19 protein-coding genes are annotated in these 19,718 nt (G+C 41.6%); 9 read left to right on the top strand and 10 right to left on the bottom strand.

Annotation, left to right across the window (positions count from 1 at the left end; all coding sequences use genetic code 11):
* Positions 1–184 precede the first annotated feature (184 nt).
* Together ACY8D0_RS26355 and ACY8D0_RS26350 are read left to right on the top strand one after the other, a co-directional pair.
* Complete coding sequence (locus tag ACY8D0_RS26355; RefSeq protein ID WP_462413425.1) at positions 185–1,018, top strand: UTP--glucose-1-phosphate uridylyltransferase; 834 nt, start codon at positions 185–187, stop codon at positions 1,016–1,018.
* A gap of 14 nt (positions 1,019–1,032) precedes the next feature.
* On the top strand, positions 1,033–2,313 hold the full coding sequence (locus tag ACY8D0_RS26350) for a UDP-glucose dehydrogenase family protein (protein WP_462413424.1): 1,281 nt from the start codon (positions 1,033–1,035) through the stop codon (positions 2,311–2,313).
* 127 nt (positions 2,314–2,440) lie between these two features.
* Here the strand turns inward: ACY8D0_RS26350 and ACY8D0_RS26345 are convergent, their stop codons facing one another.
* On the bottom strand, positions 2,441–3,397 hold the full coding sequence (locus ACY8D0_RS26345; protein WP_462413423.1) for a UDP-glucuronic acid decarboxylase family protein: 957 nt from the start codon (positions 3,395–3,397) through the stop codon (positions 2,441–2,443).
* Positions 3,398–3,779: 382 nt separating this feature from the next.
* Here ACY8D0_RS26345 and ACY8D0_RS26340 point away from each other — a divergent pair, with 382 nt between their 5' ends.
* The gene (locus ACY8D0_RS26340; protein WP_462413422.1) at positions 3,780–4,850 is read left to right on the top strand and encodes a glycosyltransferase family 61 protein; all 1,071 of its coding nucleotides are present in this window, start codon (positions 3,780–3,782) and stop codon (positions 4,848–4,850) included.
* Positions 4,851–4,934: 84 nt separating this feature from the next.
* On the opposite strand, the gene ACY8D0_RS26335 is transcribed toward ACY8D0_RS26340, so the two are convergent.
* The 3 genes from ACY8D0_RS26335 to ACY8D0_RS26325 form a co-directional block, all read right to left on the bottom strand.
* Positions 4,935–6,254: a YheC/YheD family endospore coat-associated protein gene (locus ACY8D0_RS26335; protein ID WP_462413421.1), complete on the bottom strand. Its 1,320-nt coding sequence runs from the start codon at positions 6,252–6,254 to the stop codon at positions 4,935–4,937.
* A 180-nt stretch (positions 6,255–6,434) separates the two neighbouring features.
* The gene (locus tag ACY8D0_RS26330; RefSeq protein ID WP_462413420.1) at positions 6,435–6,917 is read right to left on the bottom strand and encodes an aminodeoxychorismate lyase; all 483 of its coding nucleotides are present in this window, start codon (positions 6,915–6,917) and stop codon (positions 6,435–6,437) included.
* A complete protein-coding gene (locus tag ACY8D0_RS26325) occupies positions 6,918–7,286 on the bottom strand; it encodes a hypothetical protein (protein ID WP_462413419.1) in 369 nt (122 codons plus the stop codon).
* A 204-nt stretch (positions 7,287–7,490) separates the two neighbouring features.
* Here ACY8D0_RS26325 and ACY8D0_RS26320 point away from each other — a divergent pair, with 204 nt between their 5' ends.
* From ACY8D0_RS26320 to ACY8D0_RS26305, 4 genes are all read left to right on the top strand, one after another.
* Complete coding sequence (locus ACY8D0_RS26320; protein ID WP_462413418.1) at positions 7,491–7,757, top strand: ferritin-like domain-containing protein; 267 nt, start codon at positions 7,491–7,493, stop codon at positions 7,755–7,757.
* A gap of 29 nt (positions 7,758–7,786) precedes the next feature.
* The gene (locus ACY8D0_RS26315) at positions 7,787–8,131 is read left to right on the top strand and encodes a spore coat protein (RefSeq protein WP_462413417.1); all 345 of its coding nucleotides are present in this window, start codon (positions 7,787–7,789) and stop codon (positions 8,129–8,131) included.
* Between the two features lie 252 nt (positions 8,132–8,383).
* The gene (locus ACY8D0_RS26310; protein WP_462413416.1) at positions 8,384–9,583 is read left to right on the top strand and encodes an iron-containing alcohol dehydrogenase; all 1,200 of its coding nucleotides are present in this window, start codon (positions 8,384–8,386) and stop codon (positions 9,581–9,583) included.
* 26 nt (positions 9,584–9,609) lie between these two features.
* The gene (locus ACY8D0_RS26305) at positions 9,610–10,980 is read left to right on the top strand and encodes an aldehyde dehydrogenase (protein WP_462413415.1); all 1,371 of its coding nucleotides are present in this window, start codon (positions 9,610–9,612) and stop codon (positions 10,978–10,980) included.
* Between the two features lie 43 nt (positions 10,981–11,023).
* Here ACY8D0_RS26305 and ftsH read toward each other — a convergent pair whose 3' ends face one another.
* Entirely contained in the window at positions 11,024–12,856 is a 1,833-nt protein-coding gene (ftsH, locus tag ACY8D0_RS26300; RefSeq protein ID WP_462413414.1) for an ATP-dependent zinc metalloprotease FtsH, read from the bottom strand.
* Positions 12,857–13,135: 279 nt separating this feature from the next.
* Here ftsH and ACY8D0_RS26295 point away from each other — a divergent pair, with 279 nt between their 5' ends.
* A complete protein-coding gene (locus tag ACY8D0_RS26295; protein WP_462413413.1) occupies positions 13,136–14,299 on the top strand; it encodes a glycosyl hydrolase family 18 protein in 1,164 nt (387 codons plus the stop codon).
* A 38-nt stretch (positions 14,300–14,337) separates the two neighbouring features.
* Here ACY8D0_RS26295 and ACY8D0_RS26290 read toward each other — a convergent pair whose 3' ends face one another.
* The 4 genes from ACY8D0_RS26290 to ACY8D0_RS26275 form a co-directional block, all read right to left on the bottom strand.
* Positions 14,338–15,339, bottom strand: a complete 1,002-nt coding sequence (locus ACY8D0_RS26290) for an LLM class flavin-dependent oxidoreductase (protein WP_462413412.1) — start codon at positions 15,337–15,339, stop codon at positions 14,338–14,340.
* Complete coding sequence (locus tag ACY8D0_RS26285) at positions 15,336–15,632, bottom strand: DUF3219 family protein (RefSeq protein WP_462413411.1); 297 nt, start codon at positions 15,630–15,632, stop codon at positions 15,336–15,338. The genes ACY8D0_RS26290 and ACY8D0_RS26285 overlap by 4 nt, the downstream gene beginning before the upstream one ends.
* Before the next feature lie 333 nt (positions 15,633–15,965).
* Positions 15,966–17,456: a long-chain-fatty-acid--CoA ligase gene (locus ACY8D0_RS26280; protein WP_462413410.1), complete on the bottom strand. Its 1,491-nt coding sequence runs from the start codon at positions 17,454–17,456 to the stop codon at positions 15,966–15,968.
* Positions 17,457–17,652: 196 nt separating this feature from the next.
* Positions 17,653–18,753, bottom strand: a complete 1,101-nt coding sequence (locus ACY8D0_RS26275) for a metallophosphoesterase (RefSeq protein ID WP_462413409.1) — start codon at positions 18,751–18,753, stop codon at positions 17,653–17,655.
* 203 nt (positions 18,754–18,956) lie between these two features.
* Here ACY8D0_RS26275 and ACY8D0_RS26270 point away from each other — a divergent pair, with 203 nt between their 5' ends.
* Positions 18,957–19,316, top strand: a complete 360-nt coding sequence (locus ACY8D0_RS26270) for a hypothetical protein (protein ID WP_462413408.1) — start codon at positions 18,957–18,959, stop codon at positions 19,314–19,316.
* A gap of 61 nt (positions 19,317–19,377) precedes the next feature.
* Here the strand turns inward: ACY8D0_RS26270 and ACY8D0_RS26265 are convergent, their stop codons facing one another.
* Positions 19,378–19,623, bottom strand: coding sequence for a hypothetical protein (locus tag ACY8D0_RS26265; RefSeq protein ID WP_462413407.1), 246 nt, complete (start codon positions 19,621–19,623; stop codon positions 19,378–19,380).
* Positions 19,624–19,718: the final 95 nt, after the last annotated feature.

Below are 19,718 nucleotides of genomic sequence, written 5' to 3'. Positions count from 1 at the left end.
TTTGCATTATATGTTAAACTCCATTCCTTGGAATTCGGCTACTACCCATATTCCCTGTGTAAGAGGGATAGGAACATCACGGCCCTTTGGCATTAACCCATTTATTGCCCTTTTATCTTTAGGGATATTCCCTCCTTGTACAAAGGTGAATACATTAGCTATAGGTTGAAAGGAGGGATAAGCAATGGTGAAGAAAGCAATTATCCCTGCAGCAGGTTATGGAACCAGAAATTTACCGATCACCAAAGTGATGCCAAAGGAAATGTTGCCAATCTGCGGCAGGCCAGCCCTCGACTATATCATTGACGAGGCAATCAATTCAGGTATTGAACAAATTCTCATTATCGTTTCACGGTCAAAAAATATGATTCTTGATTATTATGATCGTTCATTAGAATTGGAAACTTATTTGCAGGAGAAAGGAAAATCTGACCTTATTAAGGAACTGGAGCTTCCAAATGTTCATATTCAATATGTAAGACAACCTTATGCCAATGGCTTGGGTGATGCTATTCTCCTAGGTAAGCAGTTTGTTGGGGATGACCCTTTTGCGGTGATGCTTCCAGATGAAATCATTCTTTCTGAAACCAAACCGGCCTTACTGCAATTAGTAGAAATGTACAATCTTTATCAGGGTAATATCCTTATGTTGAAAAAAGTGGAAGATCATCTACTCCGTAAATATGGTGTCGTGAAGCCAGAGTTCTTCAATGGCCCTCAATATAAAGTGAAAGATATCATAGAAAAACCGGAGAGTTCACCGCCATCCAATTTAGCTGTAATTGGAAGATATATTTTGGAGCCATCTATTTTCAACTATCTTGAAGGCGTTACTCCTGGAAAAGGTGGAGAGATTCAATTAACGGATGCTATCAAATCTATGCTTCAGGATACCCCTTGTTACGGTTTGGAGCTTTTAGAAAGTCGGTATGATATTGCTACTACTTCAGATTATATAAGGTTAATTAACGATATTTACAAATCAGAAACGAATCGTAACCATAACAGCGTAGAGTAACGGAGGATTCTACTATGGATATATTAATTATAGGTACAGGATATGTGGGTACCACTACAGGGCTTGTATTTTGTGAAATGGGACATACCGTAACAGGGCTCGATGTTGATGAAAGTAAAATAAAATCCTTACAAACTGGCAAACTTCATTTTTATGAACCGGGATTAAGCAGCCTCCTTTTAAAACATTTAACTAACCAAAATATCCATTTTACTACAGATATCGTAAAAGCAATTAAAGAAAATGATGTTATCTTCATTTGTGTGGGGACACCACAAGGGCCTGATGGAAACGCGGAATTACAATACGTTAAAAGTGCAGCCTGTTCAATTGGGGCCTATATGGACCGATATAAAGTAATTGTGGATAAAAGTACCGTCCCCGTTGGAACAGCGGAACTGGTTACAAAATGGATTAAAGAAAGTCAAAACTCTGAGGTTGCTTTTGATGTGGTTTCCAACCCGGAATTTTTAAGGGAAGGGTCTGCCTTAAAGGATGCCTTAAATCCGGATCGTATCGTAATTGGTGCTTCAAGCCCAAAGGCATTCAATATTATGAAAGAATTATATAAAGAAATGACCTGCCCCGTCATTGAAACAAACCCGAAATCGGCTGAATTGATTAAATATGCCGCTAACTCGTTTTTAGCGCTTAAAATATCCTATATCAATGAGTTGGCTAGATTATGCGATGCCATTGGAGTCAATGTGAATGATATTTCCACTGGAATCGGCCTAGACCATCGAATTGGGCCGCATTTTCTTCATGCCGGATTAGGTTATGGAGGCTCATGTTTTCCAAAGGATGTGCAGGCATTACTTTATACTTCACGACAACAAGGAATTCATTTAACTATTCTGGAAGCTGCACATGAAGTGAACAAAACGCAAGCAATGCACTTTATGGAGAAATTAGAATCTAACCTTTCTGGCTTCAAACAAAAAACAGTTGCAGTGCTTGGATTGGCTTTTAAAGCGAATACAGATGATATAAGGGAATCGGCCAGTTTAAAGGTTATCGACTATCTTTTTGGAATGAATTGTCATGTGAAGGTACACGACCCCGTCGTAAAACTGGAATCCAAAAACTTTGTATCATGTTCTACTGTAGAAGAAGCCCTAATGGGGGCGGATGCTGTGATTATTTGTACAGACTGGGATGAATATCATTATTTGAAATGGGGACATCTGAAACGGCTAATGAATCAGCCGTATATTTTTGACGGCAGGAATATGGTTAATAAAGCTGAAGTTATTGGCCTGGGTTTCAAGTATCATGGAGTTGCCAATCAATAAAGTTTTTATACTGATATCAATCAACAATACAAGAGTAGACTTTTTTATGTCAGCATTGGTTATATATAAATAGCGCATAAATTGACAAAGCCATACCCTGAGGGTATGGCTAAAATTGTTTGAACCCTTACTTCAATCCCATCTTTTCTCTATAAACTTCTATAGTTGTTTTTAATCCTTCTTCAATGGAAATCTGGGGCTCCCAACCGAGCAATTGTTTTGCTTTTGATATATCAGGCCGTCTCATTTTAGGATCATCTTTAGGCAGTGGATGGTAAGTGATAGAACTATCGGAGTTTGCCAATTTCTTTACAAGTTGTGCCAGTTGTAAAATGGTAAATTCAACAGGATTCCCAATATTAATGATCTCTCCGGTTGCGTCGTCTTTTTCCATCATGAGTTTTAATCCCCTAACGGTATCCGAAACATAGCAGAACGATCTCGTTTGTCTACCATCCCCATAAACGGTAATCTCCTCCCCTTTTAACGCCTGGTTGACAAAATTAGAAATCACACGTCCGTCATCATTGGCAAGACCAGCTGAGTAGGTATTGAAAATTCTAACTACCTTAACCTCGACACCGTAAATAGAGTAGTAGAGATAACATAAAACTTCTCCTAGTCGTTTTGCTTCGTCATAGCATGCCCTGGGACCCCATGTGTTTACGTTCCCCCGATATTCCTCGGTTTGGGGATGAACCTCAGGATCACCATAGGCTTCACTTGTACTCGTAAACACCATTTTTGCCTTATTCTGCTTGGCGATTTCAAGCATATTTTTCGTCCCTTTGGTATTGACATCTATTGTGGCAAATGGATTGTTTTGATAATATTTTGGAGATGCGGGAGAAGCAAGATGATAAATTTCATTAACACCTGCCAATAGGGGTTGATTCAAAATATCATCAGAGCAGATATCCGATTTTAGAAAAAGAAAGTGCTTGTTGGTTAATCCAACAATATTATCCATTTTGCCTGATACTAAGTTATCAATTCCAATGACAACATGTCCCTCTTCTAACAACTCCTTAGCCAAATGAGAACCTAGAAACCCTGCAACTCCGGTAATCAATATTTTCTTCAAAAAATACACCCCGCTATTTTAATGTCAGTCTGAGACATACTATGCAGGAATCAATTGCACGGTATAGGCAGAATGAATGAAATGGAGTGTTGCTATTAACCTTCCTTGCCGATTGGATGCCACCAAATATCCCTTTTTAGTCACTTGTTAAGAAATATAGGCTGTTTCAATAATGCAAACAGCCCTACCATCCATTTTCTTTACGAATATATTAAGTTGAGACGCTTTTTAAAGGATGTAGAAATATGGAACATCGTGACAAGAAAAGCATTAGTAACTGCAACCCTTCAGATTAGAAAAATATCAGTAATGCCAATTGTTCAAATGTAGACAATCCCGTTTCATATTCATCTTTGGACAAATTTATATTGGAGGCAATTTTATGAGTAAGTTCCTGCCGCCTAAAGAAATTTATAACAATGCAAGGGATTGGATGGCAACAATAAATAATGACCCTTACTTTAATAAGATCCTGCTTAAGAGTATTTACCCTGCAGCCACATTTTCAAGACAAATTTCCAGACCCCCGATAAAATATCCCAAATTACTTGAAGAGGGATATGTTACTGTTATCCCTTACGGACGTGTATGGGGACGGAATGGTGCAATTTTAACCCCTGATGATAGTTTGCTGTGGGATGTTTCACTTGAATTTATCTATCCCCGTTCTAATCATTCCATCTTCCAAAGAGAAACACTTCCTCCTATTACAGACCATTTTCACAAAATTGCAGACTTAACACACACGGGTTCCGTAAACTATTACCATTGGATGTATGAAACCATTCCCCGTTTTGACTTGTTGAGTAAGAGCCAAATCGAAGTGGGTCAGTATATTGTAAACTATGAACCCGAACGATTTCCTTATCAAGCAGATTCACTTAGCGAGCTAGGTATAAAAACCGAACAAATAATCAAAACACATCATGATTTTCATATCCAAGCAGAAAATTTAGTGGTGCCTTCACAGCCATCATTTGCCACAAAATGGGCTTACGATTTTTTAAGAAAAACATTTTTAAATGAAAAGACTTTGAAATCCTCTGAAAGAAAACGAATCTATATTAGCAGAAAATGGGCTCGGAAAATCATTAATGAGGATGAATTAATGGATATACTTAATCAATTTGGCTTTATAAAAGTTGGGCTTGAAGAGCTATCAGTCAACGAACAAGTACAGTTGTTTGCATCTGCTGATGTGATTATTGGAGCGCATGGAGCTGGATTAGTAAATTTGACTTTTTGCAGACCCGGGACAAAAGTTCTTGAAATCTTTTCGCCAAGGTATGTAACTCCACTTTATTGGGCTATAAGCTCTTTTGGCACATTAGATTATTACTCCTATATTGCGGAACGGGATCCAAATCAATCCACTCAATATTGGTCCGGTGTGGATGATATAAAAATCAACCCCAAAAAATTAATACAAATTTTAAAGTCTATGAGAATATAGCATTAATTTTCATTGTGTTCTATGTCATCTTATTGAGAAATTTCTTAAAAAAAGAGCATAAGCGATGCTCTTTTTTTCATTCCCCTATTTGTCTTTATCCACGGAATATCCAAACCCTGCCAAAGCTTTCGCGTATAACAAAGGAGTGCTTACGGTTTTTTCATATAATTCTTGGTCAACCTCCTGTATGAACCTATGTTCATGAAATTTATTTGCCTCTAATACCCATGCATTTAGGTTCTCATCAAGTATTACATCGAGGCCCAAATCGCCATACACACCAAACTTATCTTCCAATTGCAGACAAACTTTTTTGCAAATTTGAATCAGCTCTTCCAGTTTTTCGGCCGCTTCGTTTGGTTCGAGATTAAATACGGTTTGTAGGGCTTCTTCTCCACTTACATGAATGGGGGCATCATTAGTGATGATAATACGTGGTTGACCATATCTTCCTAAAATTCCAGTACATTGCCATTCATTTGTTCCGTTCTTTTGCATGATTACTCGGAAATCAACTACTCTTCGATTATAGGTGGATTTGGCGGCTTCTTGGACTAAATAATCCTCGGATTCCATTACGTGGTCACAGAATTGCTTCAGGCCGCGTTCCTTGGCTATTTGTCTTTGTCCATTTGCAAAGGTAATTTCATAGTTGCTTTGTTTTTTTTCAACCTTATAAATACCATATCCCAAAGATCCATCTTGAGGTTTTAGGTAAACCTCTGGATGGAGGTTAAGGATTTCAATTAGCTGTGCTGCATCTTTATATTGATAGGTGGGCAAAACATAAGACCTTGTTTGTTCTGAGTCCAACATAGCAGAATGAAATTCCCATTTATCAAACATGTATGAATTGAAAATCTTGCCGGCAAAAGTTTTTGATACTTTTTTCCTTAAACTTTTTGGCGGCTTTTTTCGAAGATAAATCGCAGCTGGTAGCGGATAAGTGCCCTCTATCCAGTTTGGCTCATAATCATTGGTAGGATAGTAACAAAGTCCTTTGACGGTTTTTGTGTCCCAGTCGAAATCCTCCCAGTAACATAACAACACCATGCCATTGACTTTTTGATATTGTTTAAAATACGGTGCTAATCTCCTCAGCCTCTTTTTCGTAAAATTATGGCCAGTCAAAACCATTCCAATTACTGGTCCAAAGTGGATTTCCTGTTCGTTTACCACAAGCTCATAGCTTAAATCAGGAATATCAAAAGGCAAAGCTAACTGTGTGCTTAATCCAATTGACTGTTCGTCAATAAGGTCCGTTTGCTTCACAATCATCTTCTTCCGCCATTTGCCGATATGGAGTATATATCGTGCATTTTCGGTTAAATGATGCTCAATCATTTGTGCGTGGGTTATAAATAAATAATCCGGGGCCACTTCTTCCATCCATTGAACCTTCAAATAAACCACACATCCTCTTTCCTTTTTGCAATAGTCACCATATTAAACAGTTTATTCCCCTGTTTTGTATTCGTGGGGGCTATTTGGCAAATTAGAAAGCATAATGAAGAAAGGGCTGTCTAATCATTGTAGAAAACAAAATAAAAACACCTATGGCAGTTTGCCATAGGTGCATAAACATTAATTTCCGTATATCGTTGTGATAATTTGGTCATAGGACATGCTGCTGTCCACTGTATAAGTTCCTGACCTTAATTTGTTAACCAAACCTCTTTGTTCTATATCTTTAGAAAACTGAAACGCATCGTCGATGAGTTTTCCGTCTCTTAGGACACGGCCGACATCAATGCTCCCCATACCTTCCGTCACATTGACAACGACTTGGGTTGGAGGTTGATTTGTATCGGTTGCAGCAGGAGCAGCTGCCTGTGCTTGCTGATCGGTTTGCGCTTGTGGACTCGGGTTATTCTCTGTTTTAGCTTGGATGGTATAACCGGCAGCTGTCAGTTTGTTAACCATTTCTTCTTCGGAAAGTTCAACTTTTTGCGTCGATTTAGAAGCAGCTTTTGAGACTTGGCTATCCCCGGTCCAATAAACCGTTCCAAGAATACCTGTAGCGATAAAGATCCCTGCGGCAAAACTGCTAACAAGATTTATTTTCATTTATGCCTGTCTCCTTTCTTCCCTTTCGGACAGATAAGGCGCAAGGAGATATTCGACTTCACGCTCAGATAGCTCTTTCATCTCGGCAATGCTTTTTATCGAGTAGTTGCGTTTATATAAGTCTAGTGCTTCGCGCTTCAATTTTCTTTCATCCTCAGAAAGTTGAAGGCCAGATTCCTTTGTTACAACTTCAAGGTCCAATTCGAGATTGCGAATCGACTCTCTAATCTCATTTACATCTTTCATTACCGATACATGGATTAAATCAATCTGTTTATTTTCTTTAATCTGTGCTTTTTTCGTCATAAAAATGGATACGAGCAATAATATAGCTGATCCTCCGAACAAAATAGCTAATGCTAAATTCAAAATGTTATCCTCCTTCTTTAGGAAACTATCGCTACATTCCCCTATTATACAACGAAAGGAACGTTTTTTCGATTAGAATCGACGAATTCCAACAAAAGTCTTATTGTTTTAACAAATTGCGCCACTACTGGATGAATTAATTACATAAATAGACTCATCCTTGTTTATCCTATACATGATAGTAGAACGAAAGGAGCATTTTTTATGCAAAATACCCAACCCCCAATCCCAAACCCGCCGCAGGCGATTACGACAAAAGACATTCTTTATTTAAAAGATGCCTTATCATGGGAACTTTTGGCTTTCAAAAAGTTCCATTTTATGGCCCAACAGGTCAGCAATGAAGAAATTAAACAAGCTCTCGATCAAGCCGGAAGAATGCACCAGGATCATTTTCAGAGAATCTTGGCACATCTCCAAGTCAATAACAATGAAGCCATGGCCAACTTGCCGAACACCCAGCTGAATTAGCAAGCAAAAATCAAAAGGAGGTTCCCATCATGCAAAACCAGCAAAGTCAAAACAGCAATAAGATTGCCAATCCACAAACAGGACAGCTGCCAAAGGTTAAAACACCAGAAATGAACGACCGTGATTTTATTAATGACGGTCTTAGCACTTGCAAATATTTGACCGATAGCCTAAATATTGCTGTCCGTGAAGCCAGCCATGAACAGCTATATTCGGATTTGCTGCAAATTTTGAATGAGACGCATCAAAGCTCCCGGCAAATGTATAACCTCATGTTTCAAAACGGCTGGTATAAACTAGAAGCAGAAGAGCAACAGAAACTTGATCAAGCCTACAAGCAATTTAGCAACTATTCCTCTCAATTTCCGTATTAATTTTGCAACACGCATGTCAATGCCCCCGATGAAAAATATCTATTTTGGCGGGGGTATTGACATGATTGCCACAATTCTTTCGACAATTACCTCATTTATTATGATTTAGTCACTTTTTTGGGATAAATTAACTGAATTTTAAATATATTTGGAAAATATAACTTGACACAGCTTCTCTAAGTACGATAACGTATCATTTATAGAGGCATGAATACGTACAAAATCACACTAATCTGAGGGGGTATTTTTTATATGTATAAGGTTTTTTGCAGGACTTTTCAAGGCGTTATGAAGTTTACCTCTTCCTTTTTGCCTTGGCGAGAACCGGAGCTGCTGACAGGAGAAAACAGTTTAACAAAACTGCCGGCACTGATTAAACAGCAAGGTGTTGAAAGCGTTTTAATTGTAACAGATAAAGGAATTGTCAACGTCGGGCTAATGGATGGTTTTCTTCAAGGTTTACAGGATGAAGGCATCCGTTTTGTAGTCTATGACGAAACGGTCCCTAACCCAACGATTGATAATATCGAGGATGCCCTTAAAGTCTATCAAACTAATAATTGCACGGGAATTGTGGCTTTTGGCGGCGGTTCGCCGATGGATTGCGCCAAAGGGGTTGGGGCGCGGGTGACCCGGCCTAAAAAGCCTATTCCCCAAATGAAAGGCGTTTTAAAAGTCATGAAAAAAATCCCTCCGCTGTTTGCCATTCCAACCACAGCCGGAACGGGAAGCGAAGCCACGTTGGCTGCGGTGGTTTCGAATAGCGAAACCCATGAAAAATATGCCATAATGGATACAGCCCTTATCCCGCATTTTGCCGTACTGGATCCCCTATTGACTGTGAATTTGCCAAAGCATATTACCTCCACAACGGGAATGGATGCCTTAACGCACGCTGTCGAGGCCTATATCGGCAAGAGCAACACCAATGAAACGATCCGTTACAGCAAAGAAGCTGTCACGTTAATCTTTGAAAACCTATATGAGTGCTATACGAACGGCACCAATATTGCAGCCCGGGCCAATATGCAGAGGGCCGCTTATCTGGCAGGGATGGCATTCACCCGGGCTTACGTCGGTTATGTCCATGCCATTGCCCATACATTAGGAGGGTTCTATTCTGTCCCACACGGGCTTGCCAATGCGGTTATTTTGCCCTATGTACTGGAATATTACGGGGAATCGGTCCATAAACCTCTGGCTGAGTTAGCTGATTTGGTCGGACTCGGTCAGCCTGGTGCTGCGGACGGGCAAAAAGCCCGTGCCTTTATAGAGGCCATTAAAGAACTGAATGAAAAAATGGAAATACAGAAGAAAATCGATTCTATTAAGGAAAGCGACCTCCCAGTTATGGTGGAGCGGGCTTTGAACGAAGCCAATCCCCTCTATCCGGTACCCAAAATCCTGTTTAAGGATGATATTTTTACCCTTTATGAATCCATTAAGGCATAGTCAGGTTTATCTAAGGAGGTGACTAGATGGAAAATTATCATGAGTTAGCAGCAAAGCAAACGGCTTTTTTTCATACAGGAAAAACTAAAGCCCTCAACTTTCGGTTGGACGCTCTTCAAAAGTTAAGAATGGCGGTTAAACAAAATGAACAGCAGTTGATGGATGCGTTACGGGACGATTTGAATAAATCCGAATTTGATTCCTATACAGCGGAAATCGGTTTTGTTCTGGAAGAACTGCGGTTTACAATTAAACATTTGGATTCTTGGGTCAAGCCGCAAAGGGTCAAAACCCCGATTACCCATGTGGGTTCACAAAGTTACATTTACTCCGAGCCATATGGTGTCATACTGATTATCGCACCATGGAATTATCCTTTTCAATTGGCTGTAGCGCCGTTAATTGGGGCCATTGCAGCCGGCAATTGTGCGATCATCAAACCTTCAGAATTGACCCCTGCCACATCTGAATTGTTGGGAAAATTAATCAGTGAGCTATTCCCTGAAGAATATATCGCCGTGATCGAGGGTGGTGTGGAAACAAGCCAGGCTCTGTTAAACGAAAAATTCGACTATATCTTTTTTACCGGCAGTGTGCCCGTCGGCCGGATTATCATGGAAGCGGCGGCCAAACATTTAACCCCAGTGACATTGGAACTGGGCGGAAAAAGCCCCTGCATTGTGCATGAAGACGCCAATATCAAGCTGGCGGCAAAACGAATCGCCTGGGGCAAGTTTACCAATGCGGGACAAACTTGTATTGCCCCTGATTACCTCTATCTTCATAAAAGTATAAAAGATGAGTTTTTGCGTCAGTTTCGAGAAACCATCTCGGAACTATATGGTGCCGAACCGCTAAACAATCCAGATTTTACTCACATCGTCAGTGAACGGCATTTCAACCGATTAACCGCTTTTCTTGATAATGGTACAGTGGCGATTGGCGGAAAAACAAAACCGGATGCACTTATGATAGAACCTACCTTATTAACGAACATTACGTGGGACGACCCTGTGATGCAGGATGAAATCTTCGGTCCCATTCTCCCGGTTTTGGAATATTCCCATTTAACTGAGGTGGTCCAAGGAATTCATCAACACCCGAAACCGCTGGCACTTTATATCTTTACGGAAGACTCCAGTGTGCAGCAACAAGTGTTGGATAGTGTTTCGTTTGGCGGCGGCTGTGTGAATGATACTGTCTACCATTTCGTTTCCCCGCACCTGCCGTTTGGCGGTGTTGGAAGCAGCGGAATTGGTTCCTATCACGGGAAAGGCAGCTTTGAAACGTTTTCCCATAAAAAAAGCGTCTTAAAACAGACCACCCGTTTCGATATACCATTCCGCTATCCAAATGTGAAAGACGGGCTCAAGAAAATAAAGTTATTTTTGAAATAGAAAAAAACCTTGAGTGCTCCAGTACTCAAGGTTTTTCTCTGTATTATATTTCTACCAGTTTACCTTCTAAAATCTTCATGAACTCTTCGCCGGTAATGGTTTCTTTTTCTAACAGGTATTTCGTTAATTCATGTAATTTGTCTTTATTAGCTTCTAAAAGCTGAATGGCCTTTTGATGAGAGGATTTAATGATCTTCAATACTTCTGCGTCAATCTTTGAAGCAGTTTCAGCGGATACCAACAAGGAGGTATCGCCGCCCAAATAAGGATTATTGACGGTTTCAAGTGCCATCATGTCGAATTCTTCACTCATCCCGAATCGGGTGACCATCGCTCTGGCAATTTTGGTGGCCTGTTCAATATCATTAGAAGCTCCTGAGGTAATGGTTTTATTGATAATCTCCTCTGCCGCCCGGCCGCCCATGTAGGTGGTAATCTTATCCAATGCCTGTTCCTTCGACATCAGAATAGTTTCATGCTCATCGACTTGCATCGTGTAGCCCAATGCACCGGAAGTCCTTGGGATGATGGTGATTTTATGGACAGGCGCTGAATGGCTCTGCTTGGCTGCCACCAATGCATGGCCGATTTCGTGGTACGCAATCGTTAATTTGTCTTTCATTGAAATAACCGCGTTTTTCCTTTGGTAACCGGCAATCACAACCTCCACAGACTCTTCCAGGTCGCTCTGGTTGACCTTTGTCCGGCCCATTCTAACCGCTCTAAGGGCTGCTTCATTGACTATATTGGCCAGGTCTGCTCCGGATGCACCGGATGTGGCCCGTGCAATCACATTAAAATCCACATTGTCCTCGAGTTTAACCTTAGCGGCATGGACTTTGAGGATCGATTCGCGCCCGGCAAGATCAGGTAATTCTACCGGTACCCTGCGGTCGAACCGTCCTGGCCTTAGAAGGGCTTTATCAAGAGTTTCTGGCCGGTTGGTAGCCGCCAGGATGACCACGCCTTTATCCGGGTCAAACCCGTCCATTTCCGTTAATAGCTGATTGAGAGTTTGTTCCCGTTCATCGTTGCCGCCCATCATTCCGGAATTACGGCTTTTCCCGATGGCATCAATTTCGTCAATAAACACAATGCATGGGGCTTTTTCTGTGGCCTGCTTAAATAAATCCCTAACCCTTGCTGCCCCCATACCGACAAACATTTCCACAAATTCAGAGCCCGAGATGGAAAAGAACGGTACTTTGGATTCTCCCGCCACAGCCTTGGCCAAAAGGGTTTTACCGGTACCTGGAGGTCCCACGAGCAATGCCCCTTTCGGAATATTGGCGCCAATTTCGCGGTATTTTTTGGGATTATGGAGAAAGTCGACGATTTCCTGCAGGGCTTCCTTCGCCTCATCCTGTCCCGCCACGTCTTTAAAAGTGATGCCTGTCTGGGCCTCCACATAGACTTTGGCATTGCTTTTGCCGAAAGAGAGCGCCCCGCTTCCCCCGCCCAGACGATTTTGCATCCGCTTCATCAGCCACTGTCCGATGGCAATAAAGATGAGGAATGGAAGAATCCATGACAAGATGAAACTCAACAATGGAGAGGTTTCCCTTGGTATGACTTTGGTGAATTTGACATTGGCTTTATGTAGCCTGTCAACCAGTTGCGGATCATCAATCGCTCCGGTTTTATACAGCTTCGCCTGATTGGTATTGACGGGTTTAAACATAATCGTGTTGTCATTAATTTCTACTTCTTTTACTTTGCCTGCTTCCACCATATTTAAAAATGTCCCATAATCGACTTCTTTTACAGAACGTTCCATAATCGCCGGAAAAATAAAACTGTTCAAAAGCAAAAGGATCACGATGGCGATTCCATAATAAAAGATGATCGGTTTTTTGGGCGGTTTAAATTCTTTCATGATTGTTCCCTCGATTCTTGTGCTAAAGCTAATATTCGCATTTATATTATTGTGTTCCTGTTCCTCAAAAATCCTTCACGAGGCTATTTTTTACCAAGACTGGCAGACTAGGACATGAATGCCTATTCTTATTTTACCAAACCTTTATGAACAAGCCATGAACAAAGTTTTAATTTATATTGGACTGCACTGAGACAAAAGGCGGATATTACCAGCCAATTCTCCTTCCTATTTCTGATACAATTTTTATATTGGTGAAAAAATAGGAGGAATATTGGAATGAAAAAACGCTATCTCCTCCTGGCAATAATAATTGCGGTTGCCTTCGTTGGAGGGATCCTAACGGGAGTTTTATTTTCCGGCCATGATCAATCAGCTGGTAACAGTATAACAGCGAAACAAGTGCCGGAAAAAAAGATGAATCTAACAGAAAAATCATTACCCAAGGTGGACAAAACGTCATCAAAGGTTTTAATTGGTTATGTCCAGGATTTTCGCGATCCGAATATGATAGATTATAAGAGTTTGACCCATGTCATTTTTTCCTTCGCTCATCCAAACCAGGATGGCAGTTTTGCGCTTACAGGAGATCAAGCGTTGCAAAACCTAAGGACCGTTGTGTCTAAGGGCAAGGAATCCAATACGAAAGTGATGCTGGCAATCGGCGGTTGGTACCACATGAATGGCGGCGAATCTTATGATTATTTTAAACCGGCTATCGCCAATCCTGAGTCGCGGGCTAATCTGGTGAATGAGCTTGCCAGTTTTGCAGAACGGGAACAGTTGGATGGAATAGATATTGACTTTGAACACCCCCATTCGGCTGAGGATGCCCAGTACCTGGCCGCTTTTGCAAAAGAACTCAGCGAACGGCTGCATCCTGAGGGGAAGGAACTCTCTATTGCCGTTTATGCCAAAGTTCACGCGGTAACGTTAACCGCAACCAATTTTGTCCAATACGAGCCGTCGATGTTCCAATATGTGGACCATGTGAATATTATGGCCTATGACGGACAGTATGATGATGGCTATCATCCGGCAAATTTATCCCCCTATCCGTATGCAGAGAAAATCGTAAACTATTGGTCTTCTTTCTTTGAGCAAAACGGATATCCAAAAGAAAAGTTGGTCTTAGGGGTGCCGTTTTATGCCCAGCCGGAGGACCAGAATAGCAAACAAGTTTCATTTGCAGCGATTATTAAACAAAATCCGGCTAACGCTGCCGGTGATACGGTGGAAATGAATGGCACAACCTATTACTATAATGGTTCCGAAACCATGAAGAAAAAAACCGCCTTGGCACTTGATAACGGATTCGGCGGGATGATGCTCTGGGAGGCCGGGCTTGATGCCCAAGGGTCGCTAAGTCTGACAGGGACGATTGCCCAGGCACTGCAGGATTCCCAAGAAAGTCCTTTAAAATACTATACCCTTAAACCTTAGAAAAAAGTCTGCAGCCATCATGATGGCTGCGGACTTTTTTATTTCAATGTTGCGGTTTGGCTTATTAATTCGTAGGAACGTACACGGTCTTTAGGGTCGTGGGTAATGGTTACGATCATAATTTCATCCGCTAGATACTTAGCTTGAATCTCAGACAACTTTTGATAAACCTTCTGCGGTCCGCCAATCAATACCCTTTGCCTTATTTTATTCAACGTTTCCTTGTCCTTATCATCCAACTCATAATATTTCGCTTGCTGAATGGAGGGAACTCCCGGATCCCGTTCTCCCTTGCTGCTTTGTAATGTCCAAATCAGGCTGCTTAACGCAACCTCCTCCGCCCGTTCATCAGTTTCAGCGCAAATGGCGGAAACGGTGACGATACAATTGGGTTTGTCTCCTTGTTTACGCTCCTTGTAGTTGGCCACATATTGCTGGATGATGGCTTCCCCTTCATTGTCGCTCATAAATTGGCCGAATACATAAGGCAATCCAAGCTCTGCTGCGAGAAGCGCACTTTTTTTGCTTGTTCCCAATAGCCAGGTTTCCGGAGCTGCTGGTGGAACAGGTGCGGCCGATAATTTAGCAAACTCATGGCCTTCAGGGAAATCCCTGTCCAAAAAGTGCAGCAAATCCTTAAATTTGTCCGGAAATCCCCATACATTTTGCAAAAAATGATCGGATAAGGCGTTCGACGCTTCAGCGGACCCGCCGGGAGCCCGGCCAATACCAAGGTCAATCCGATTTGGAAACAGGGTAGCCAGGAGATTAAACACCTCTGCGATTTTGTAAGGTTTGTAATGGGGCAATAGAACAGCACCGGAGCCAATCCGAATCTTTTCTGTGTTGGCCCCGATATAGCCAAGCATGACTTCAGGAGCGGGGCAAGCAAGGCCTGGCAAATCGTGGTGTTCAGCGATCCAGTAACGGGTAAATCCAAACTTTTCACCGGCTTGGGCCAGTTTCAACGATTCATTCAAGGCCTGTTGTGCAGTTTGATTGGCGGAGATTGGCGCTTGATCTAAAATGCTCAATTTCATTTTGTGTTCCCTTCTCTCACTTCCAGCAAGGACAACGAAAAATCTGCCACTTGGTCTTTTTCGTATAAATTGGTAAAAGACGTGTAGTACTGGTGGATAGCCCCAGTGAAGGCTAAATCACGCTCCGGCACTTGGACCAGAAAGGTTCCTTTGTAAAGCAAGGTGGTGATATCATGATATTGTTCGCTGGTTACTTTAAATAGAACGGATATTTTTTGCAAACCGTTTACTTTTTCTTCATCGTATTGATACACATCGATTTCCATATCATCTAAAATAATTTTGCTAATCATGTGGCGGAACTCCTTACGTTTACTTTTTATTAAATCATAGCAGTTGCGTTTTTCAGCGGCAAATTTCCGGTTTAGGGTTTATTTGATAAAAAAAGCTCTGATAAATATGGCTGTTGATTTCCGCTCCAGGCGCTCAGCGAACCGTGGGAGTGCCCGGGGGAGAGTCTCCTCAGACCCGTAGTACCGCAGGAGTCGAGCTTATCCGCTCCAATCAACAGGGAGAAAAAACAACCCAATCGTTTAACAGAGCCAACAAAAAAACAGCCCATAAGATTTTTGGGCTGTTTTACGTTGAGTTTTGTCCTCATAAAAAATTGAGCCGTTCAACAAGCACTATTTTTTCCTTAATGGTGTTTTCAGGATTTTGCCGGTTGTTGTTTTCGGCAGTTCATTTAAGAAATAGATTTTCCTTGGAACTTTATAGTGGGCCAGTTGTTGTTTGCAGAAATCAACAATTTCCTCAGGGGTCCGCTCTGATTTTGTCACGACATAGGCGGCCACTTCTTCCCCGAAAACGGGGTCGGACTCACCGACGACCGCACATTCCACGATTTCAGGGTGGGTATATAGGACCTCTTCTATTTCTCTCGGGTACACATTGTATCCACCCCGGATGATCATGTCCTTTTTGCGATCGACAATATAAAGATAGCCTTGATCATCCTGCCGGCCCAAATCCCCGGTATAGAGCCATCCATCTTTGATGGTTTCATCAGTTTCTATTTGTTTTTTGTAATAGCCCTTCATCGTATTCGGGCCTTTAAAAATGATCTCTCCCACTTCCCCTTGCGGTACTTCAATTCCGGAAGGGTCGACTATTTTGAGTTCAATGCCTGGTAACGGCACTCCAACTGAGCCCGGTTTTTTGCCGATTTCATTCGGGAAACAGCTAATCATCACCGTGCTCTCTGTCTGGCCATAACCCTCGCCAATTTCCACGCCCATTTCTGTTTTTACTTTTTCTAAAATTTCAACCGGCAAACTGGCGCCTCCGGAACCGGCGATCCTCAGACTAGAAAAATTAAACTCTTTAATTCTGGGAGAATGGACAAACATCGTATACATGGTCGGCACACCAAGAAATACGCTGATTTTGTTTTCCGCGATCCGCTGCAGGATTACATCAGGAATAAACCGTTCCTCAAGGTAAATGGTGCAGCCCCTAAGCACGCATTGCAGCAGGCCCTGCAGTTTGGCATAGGCATGGAATAACGGTAGAACGACCAAGACCCTGTCGTTTTTGGTTAACTCTAAAATGTCCGCACTGGTTTGCGACATCCATTCCAGATTCCCATGGGTAATCATCGCCCCTTTAGGTTTTCCTGTTGTCCCGGATGTATAGATGATTTGGGCATCGTCATCTCGGTCCTTTGGTTCCGGCCAGAAATCTGCCGGATTGCCGCTGATATCTTCCCAATGAATAAACGATTCTTCAGGTGGCAAGGAGAATATTTGTTTAACCGTTGCTAGTTCTGCCACTGACTTTTTCACTTCAGACAGCCCGACTTCGTCGACGATTATGGCCTCTGCCTCAGAATCATTTAAGATATACATGATTTCACTGGCTTTGAATGTCGGGTTAATCGGCACCACTGTTGCGCCAATGGCTAACAGGGAAAAGTAGGCAACGGCATACTCTGGCTTATTGGTCATCATTAGGGCTACATGGGAACCATTTTTCAGCCCATATTTCTGCAGTCCTGTTGCTTTTACTTTTACTAGTTCTGCCAGTTCTTGATAGGTTAAGCTTGCATTTCTAAAAACAATGGCTGGATGTGAAGCAGCTTCATTTGCCGTGTTTAATAGAATTTGACTAATGTTCAAACCGGATTCCTCCTTCAAATTTCCGAATATTGGATAGGCATATAGTCACAATGTATGCGCTTACAAATAAAACTATGAGACTGGCAGACTAAACTATTTATATATTCTTTATGGCTGAGAATTGTTCCTGCTAAATACTGGAAAATAAAAAGATCTAATCGGTACTGAAACAATTCCGACTAGATCTTTATTTTAATTATTCAAAGCGGATGTCAATCTGGACTATTTCCGATAGAGTCCCAAGCCTAAGCGGTGTTCCCCAAAATCCATACCCGGCTGACACAATGCTGTGCAGCTGGTCTTTCTTCAAGTAACCCCAATCATTTTCATAAATTTTATCGGTAACAAGGTTTCCTGGGAATACTTGTCCTTGATGGGTGTGGCCTGAAACCATGAGGTCGACCCCATTTGTTTTAGCGATGTCCAGGTCATATGGCTGGTGTTCCAGTAAAATGACGGGTTTCACTGGGTTTACCGGCTTCATGAGTTCCGTTAAGCCCATCCGCTTCACATCCTGATAGCCCCTGTCTTTCCTTCCCACCAGGGTAATACCATTATCCAGTTCAACTACTTCATCGGCCAATACTGTCATTCCGCTGTTGTTAAAAATTGAGATCAGGTCAACATCCGGATCTTCCCGGTCGTGATTTCCTAAAGAGGCGTAGACCGGCGCCTTCATTTTCTTTAAAATAACCGGAATCCCCTCATCCAGATAGGGCTCGATATCATCACTAATGATATCTCCAGGCAATAGGACAAGGTCAGGGTTTAAGGAATTAATCTTTTTTACCAGTTTTTCGGCCTGACCGCTGCCAATCATGTAACTAAAATGCAAATCCGAGGCCATCACGATTTTGTAATTCTTTTTTCCTTCAACATGCTTAGATATCTTGATGTGATAAGTGGTGACAACAGGATGATAGGCCGTGTAGACACCCGCCATGAATAAGGATGCCGTCACCAATATCGTTACGATGCCCGACCATTTAATGGCTTTATCTTTGGCTATTTTCGTGTATTTGGTCAAAAAAACCGTTAGGTCTGCAAGCGGCAGCAATAAGAGTAAAAAACAGAACAACCCGAGCCAGATGGCGCCGGCCCAGTTGATAAAGTCGTTTTCCCCTGCCCAGCGGCCAATAATAAACGAATAGGCAAACATAACCAAAATAATTGAATACAAGTATTTTAATGGTCTGTGTATGCTGCCAAAAACCGTTGTCATCCACTTTATGCCATTCCAGCCTATATAATAAATCAGCAAATTATAAACCAAAAAGACAATGATAAAAACCCACATGGCCTGTTCCCCTTCTGCAAAATGTGATACCATTATTAGACATTATTTTTCAAAAAATAACAACAAAATGGGTGCAGGACACCGAATTGTCAAAAAACCCCCCTTTTGTCGAATGAATTTCAGCAATTATTGAAGGATAATGTCGATAGAAGGAGAATAGAGTAATAGAATAATAGACACTTATTACCAGAGGAGGAAAACAGATGAAGAAAGTAGTATCTTTGATTTTCGGAGTTTTAGTTGCTTTAGCATTGTTTACTGTAACTGGAAGCCCAGTTCAAGCTGCAGGACTAGACGAAGATTGCACTTGTCACCAACTTGGTCCTATTACAGGAGCTGAGAGAAATATAATAGTTGCCAAGTTCTTAAGCAGTGAAGAATTTAAGGCTAAAAAAGCTGAACTATTGGCTACAGGATATACTTGGAATGGTGCACATACAATCGAAGTTGTCCTTCCAGCTGAAGGTGTAACTATGGTTGGAGTTCCTTTCACCAGTGCTGATGGAGTTGCATCTGTATACGTCTTTATAAATGGTACTTTCGTTGGGACATCTCCAGCATAATGAATTGAAAAATCCTTCCCTGAACAGTTAGGGAAGGGTTTTTTTGTTTCTCTATTTAATGTTAACTAATCTGTTCCTCTTCGCCTGTAGCAAGCAGTGTCCGTTTATGTGGAATAACCGTTAAATTCGATCGTTTCAGCAGATAATGTAAATGGTCTATCGGCATAGCCCCATGGCCTTTCCCATCACTCAGGGTAAATTGAACCGTAACGCCATTATTGTCGGTGACGGTTAACGATTCAGCCGAATTAAAGTTCCCTTGAATCACTTTGGAAATTTGATACTTGGTCCCTTCTAAAATAGACATTATATCCTCCTTTTTCTTTCATTCTTCTAACATTATTCCCTGTTCGTTTTTATGCATACTTAAATTTTCCAATGTTCCAAGACCTTTGTTTGCCA

The sequence above is a fragment of the Neobacillus camarae genome, from assembly GCF_054950115.1.
The sequence above is the reverse complement of the archived record's forward strand: the minus strand, read 5'-3'. Positions and strand labels throughout refer to the sequence as shown.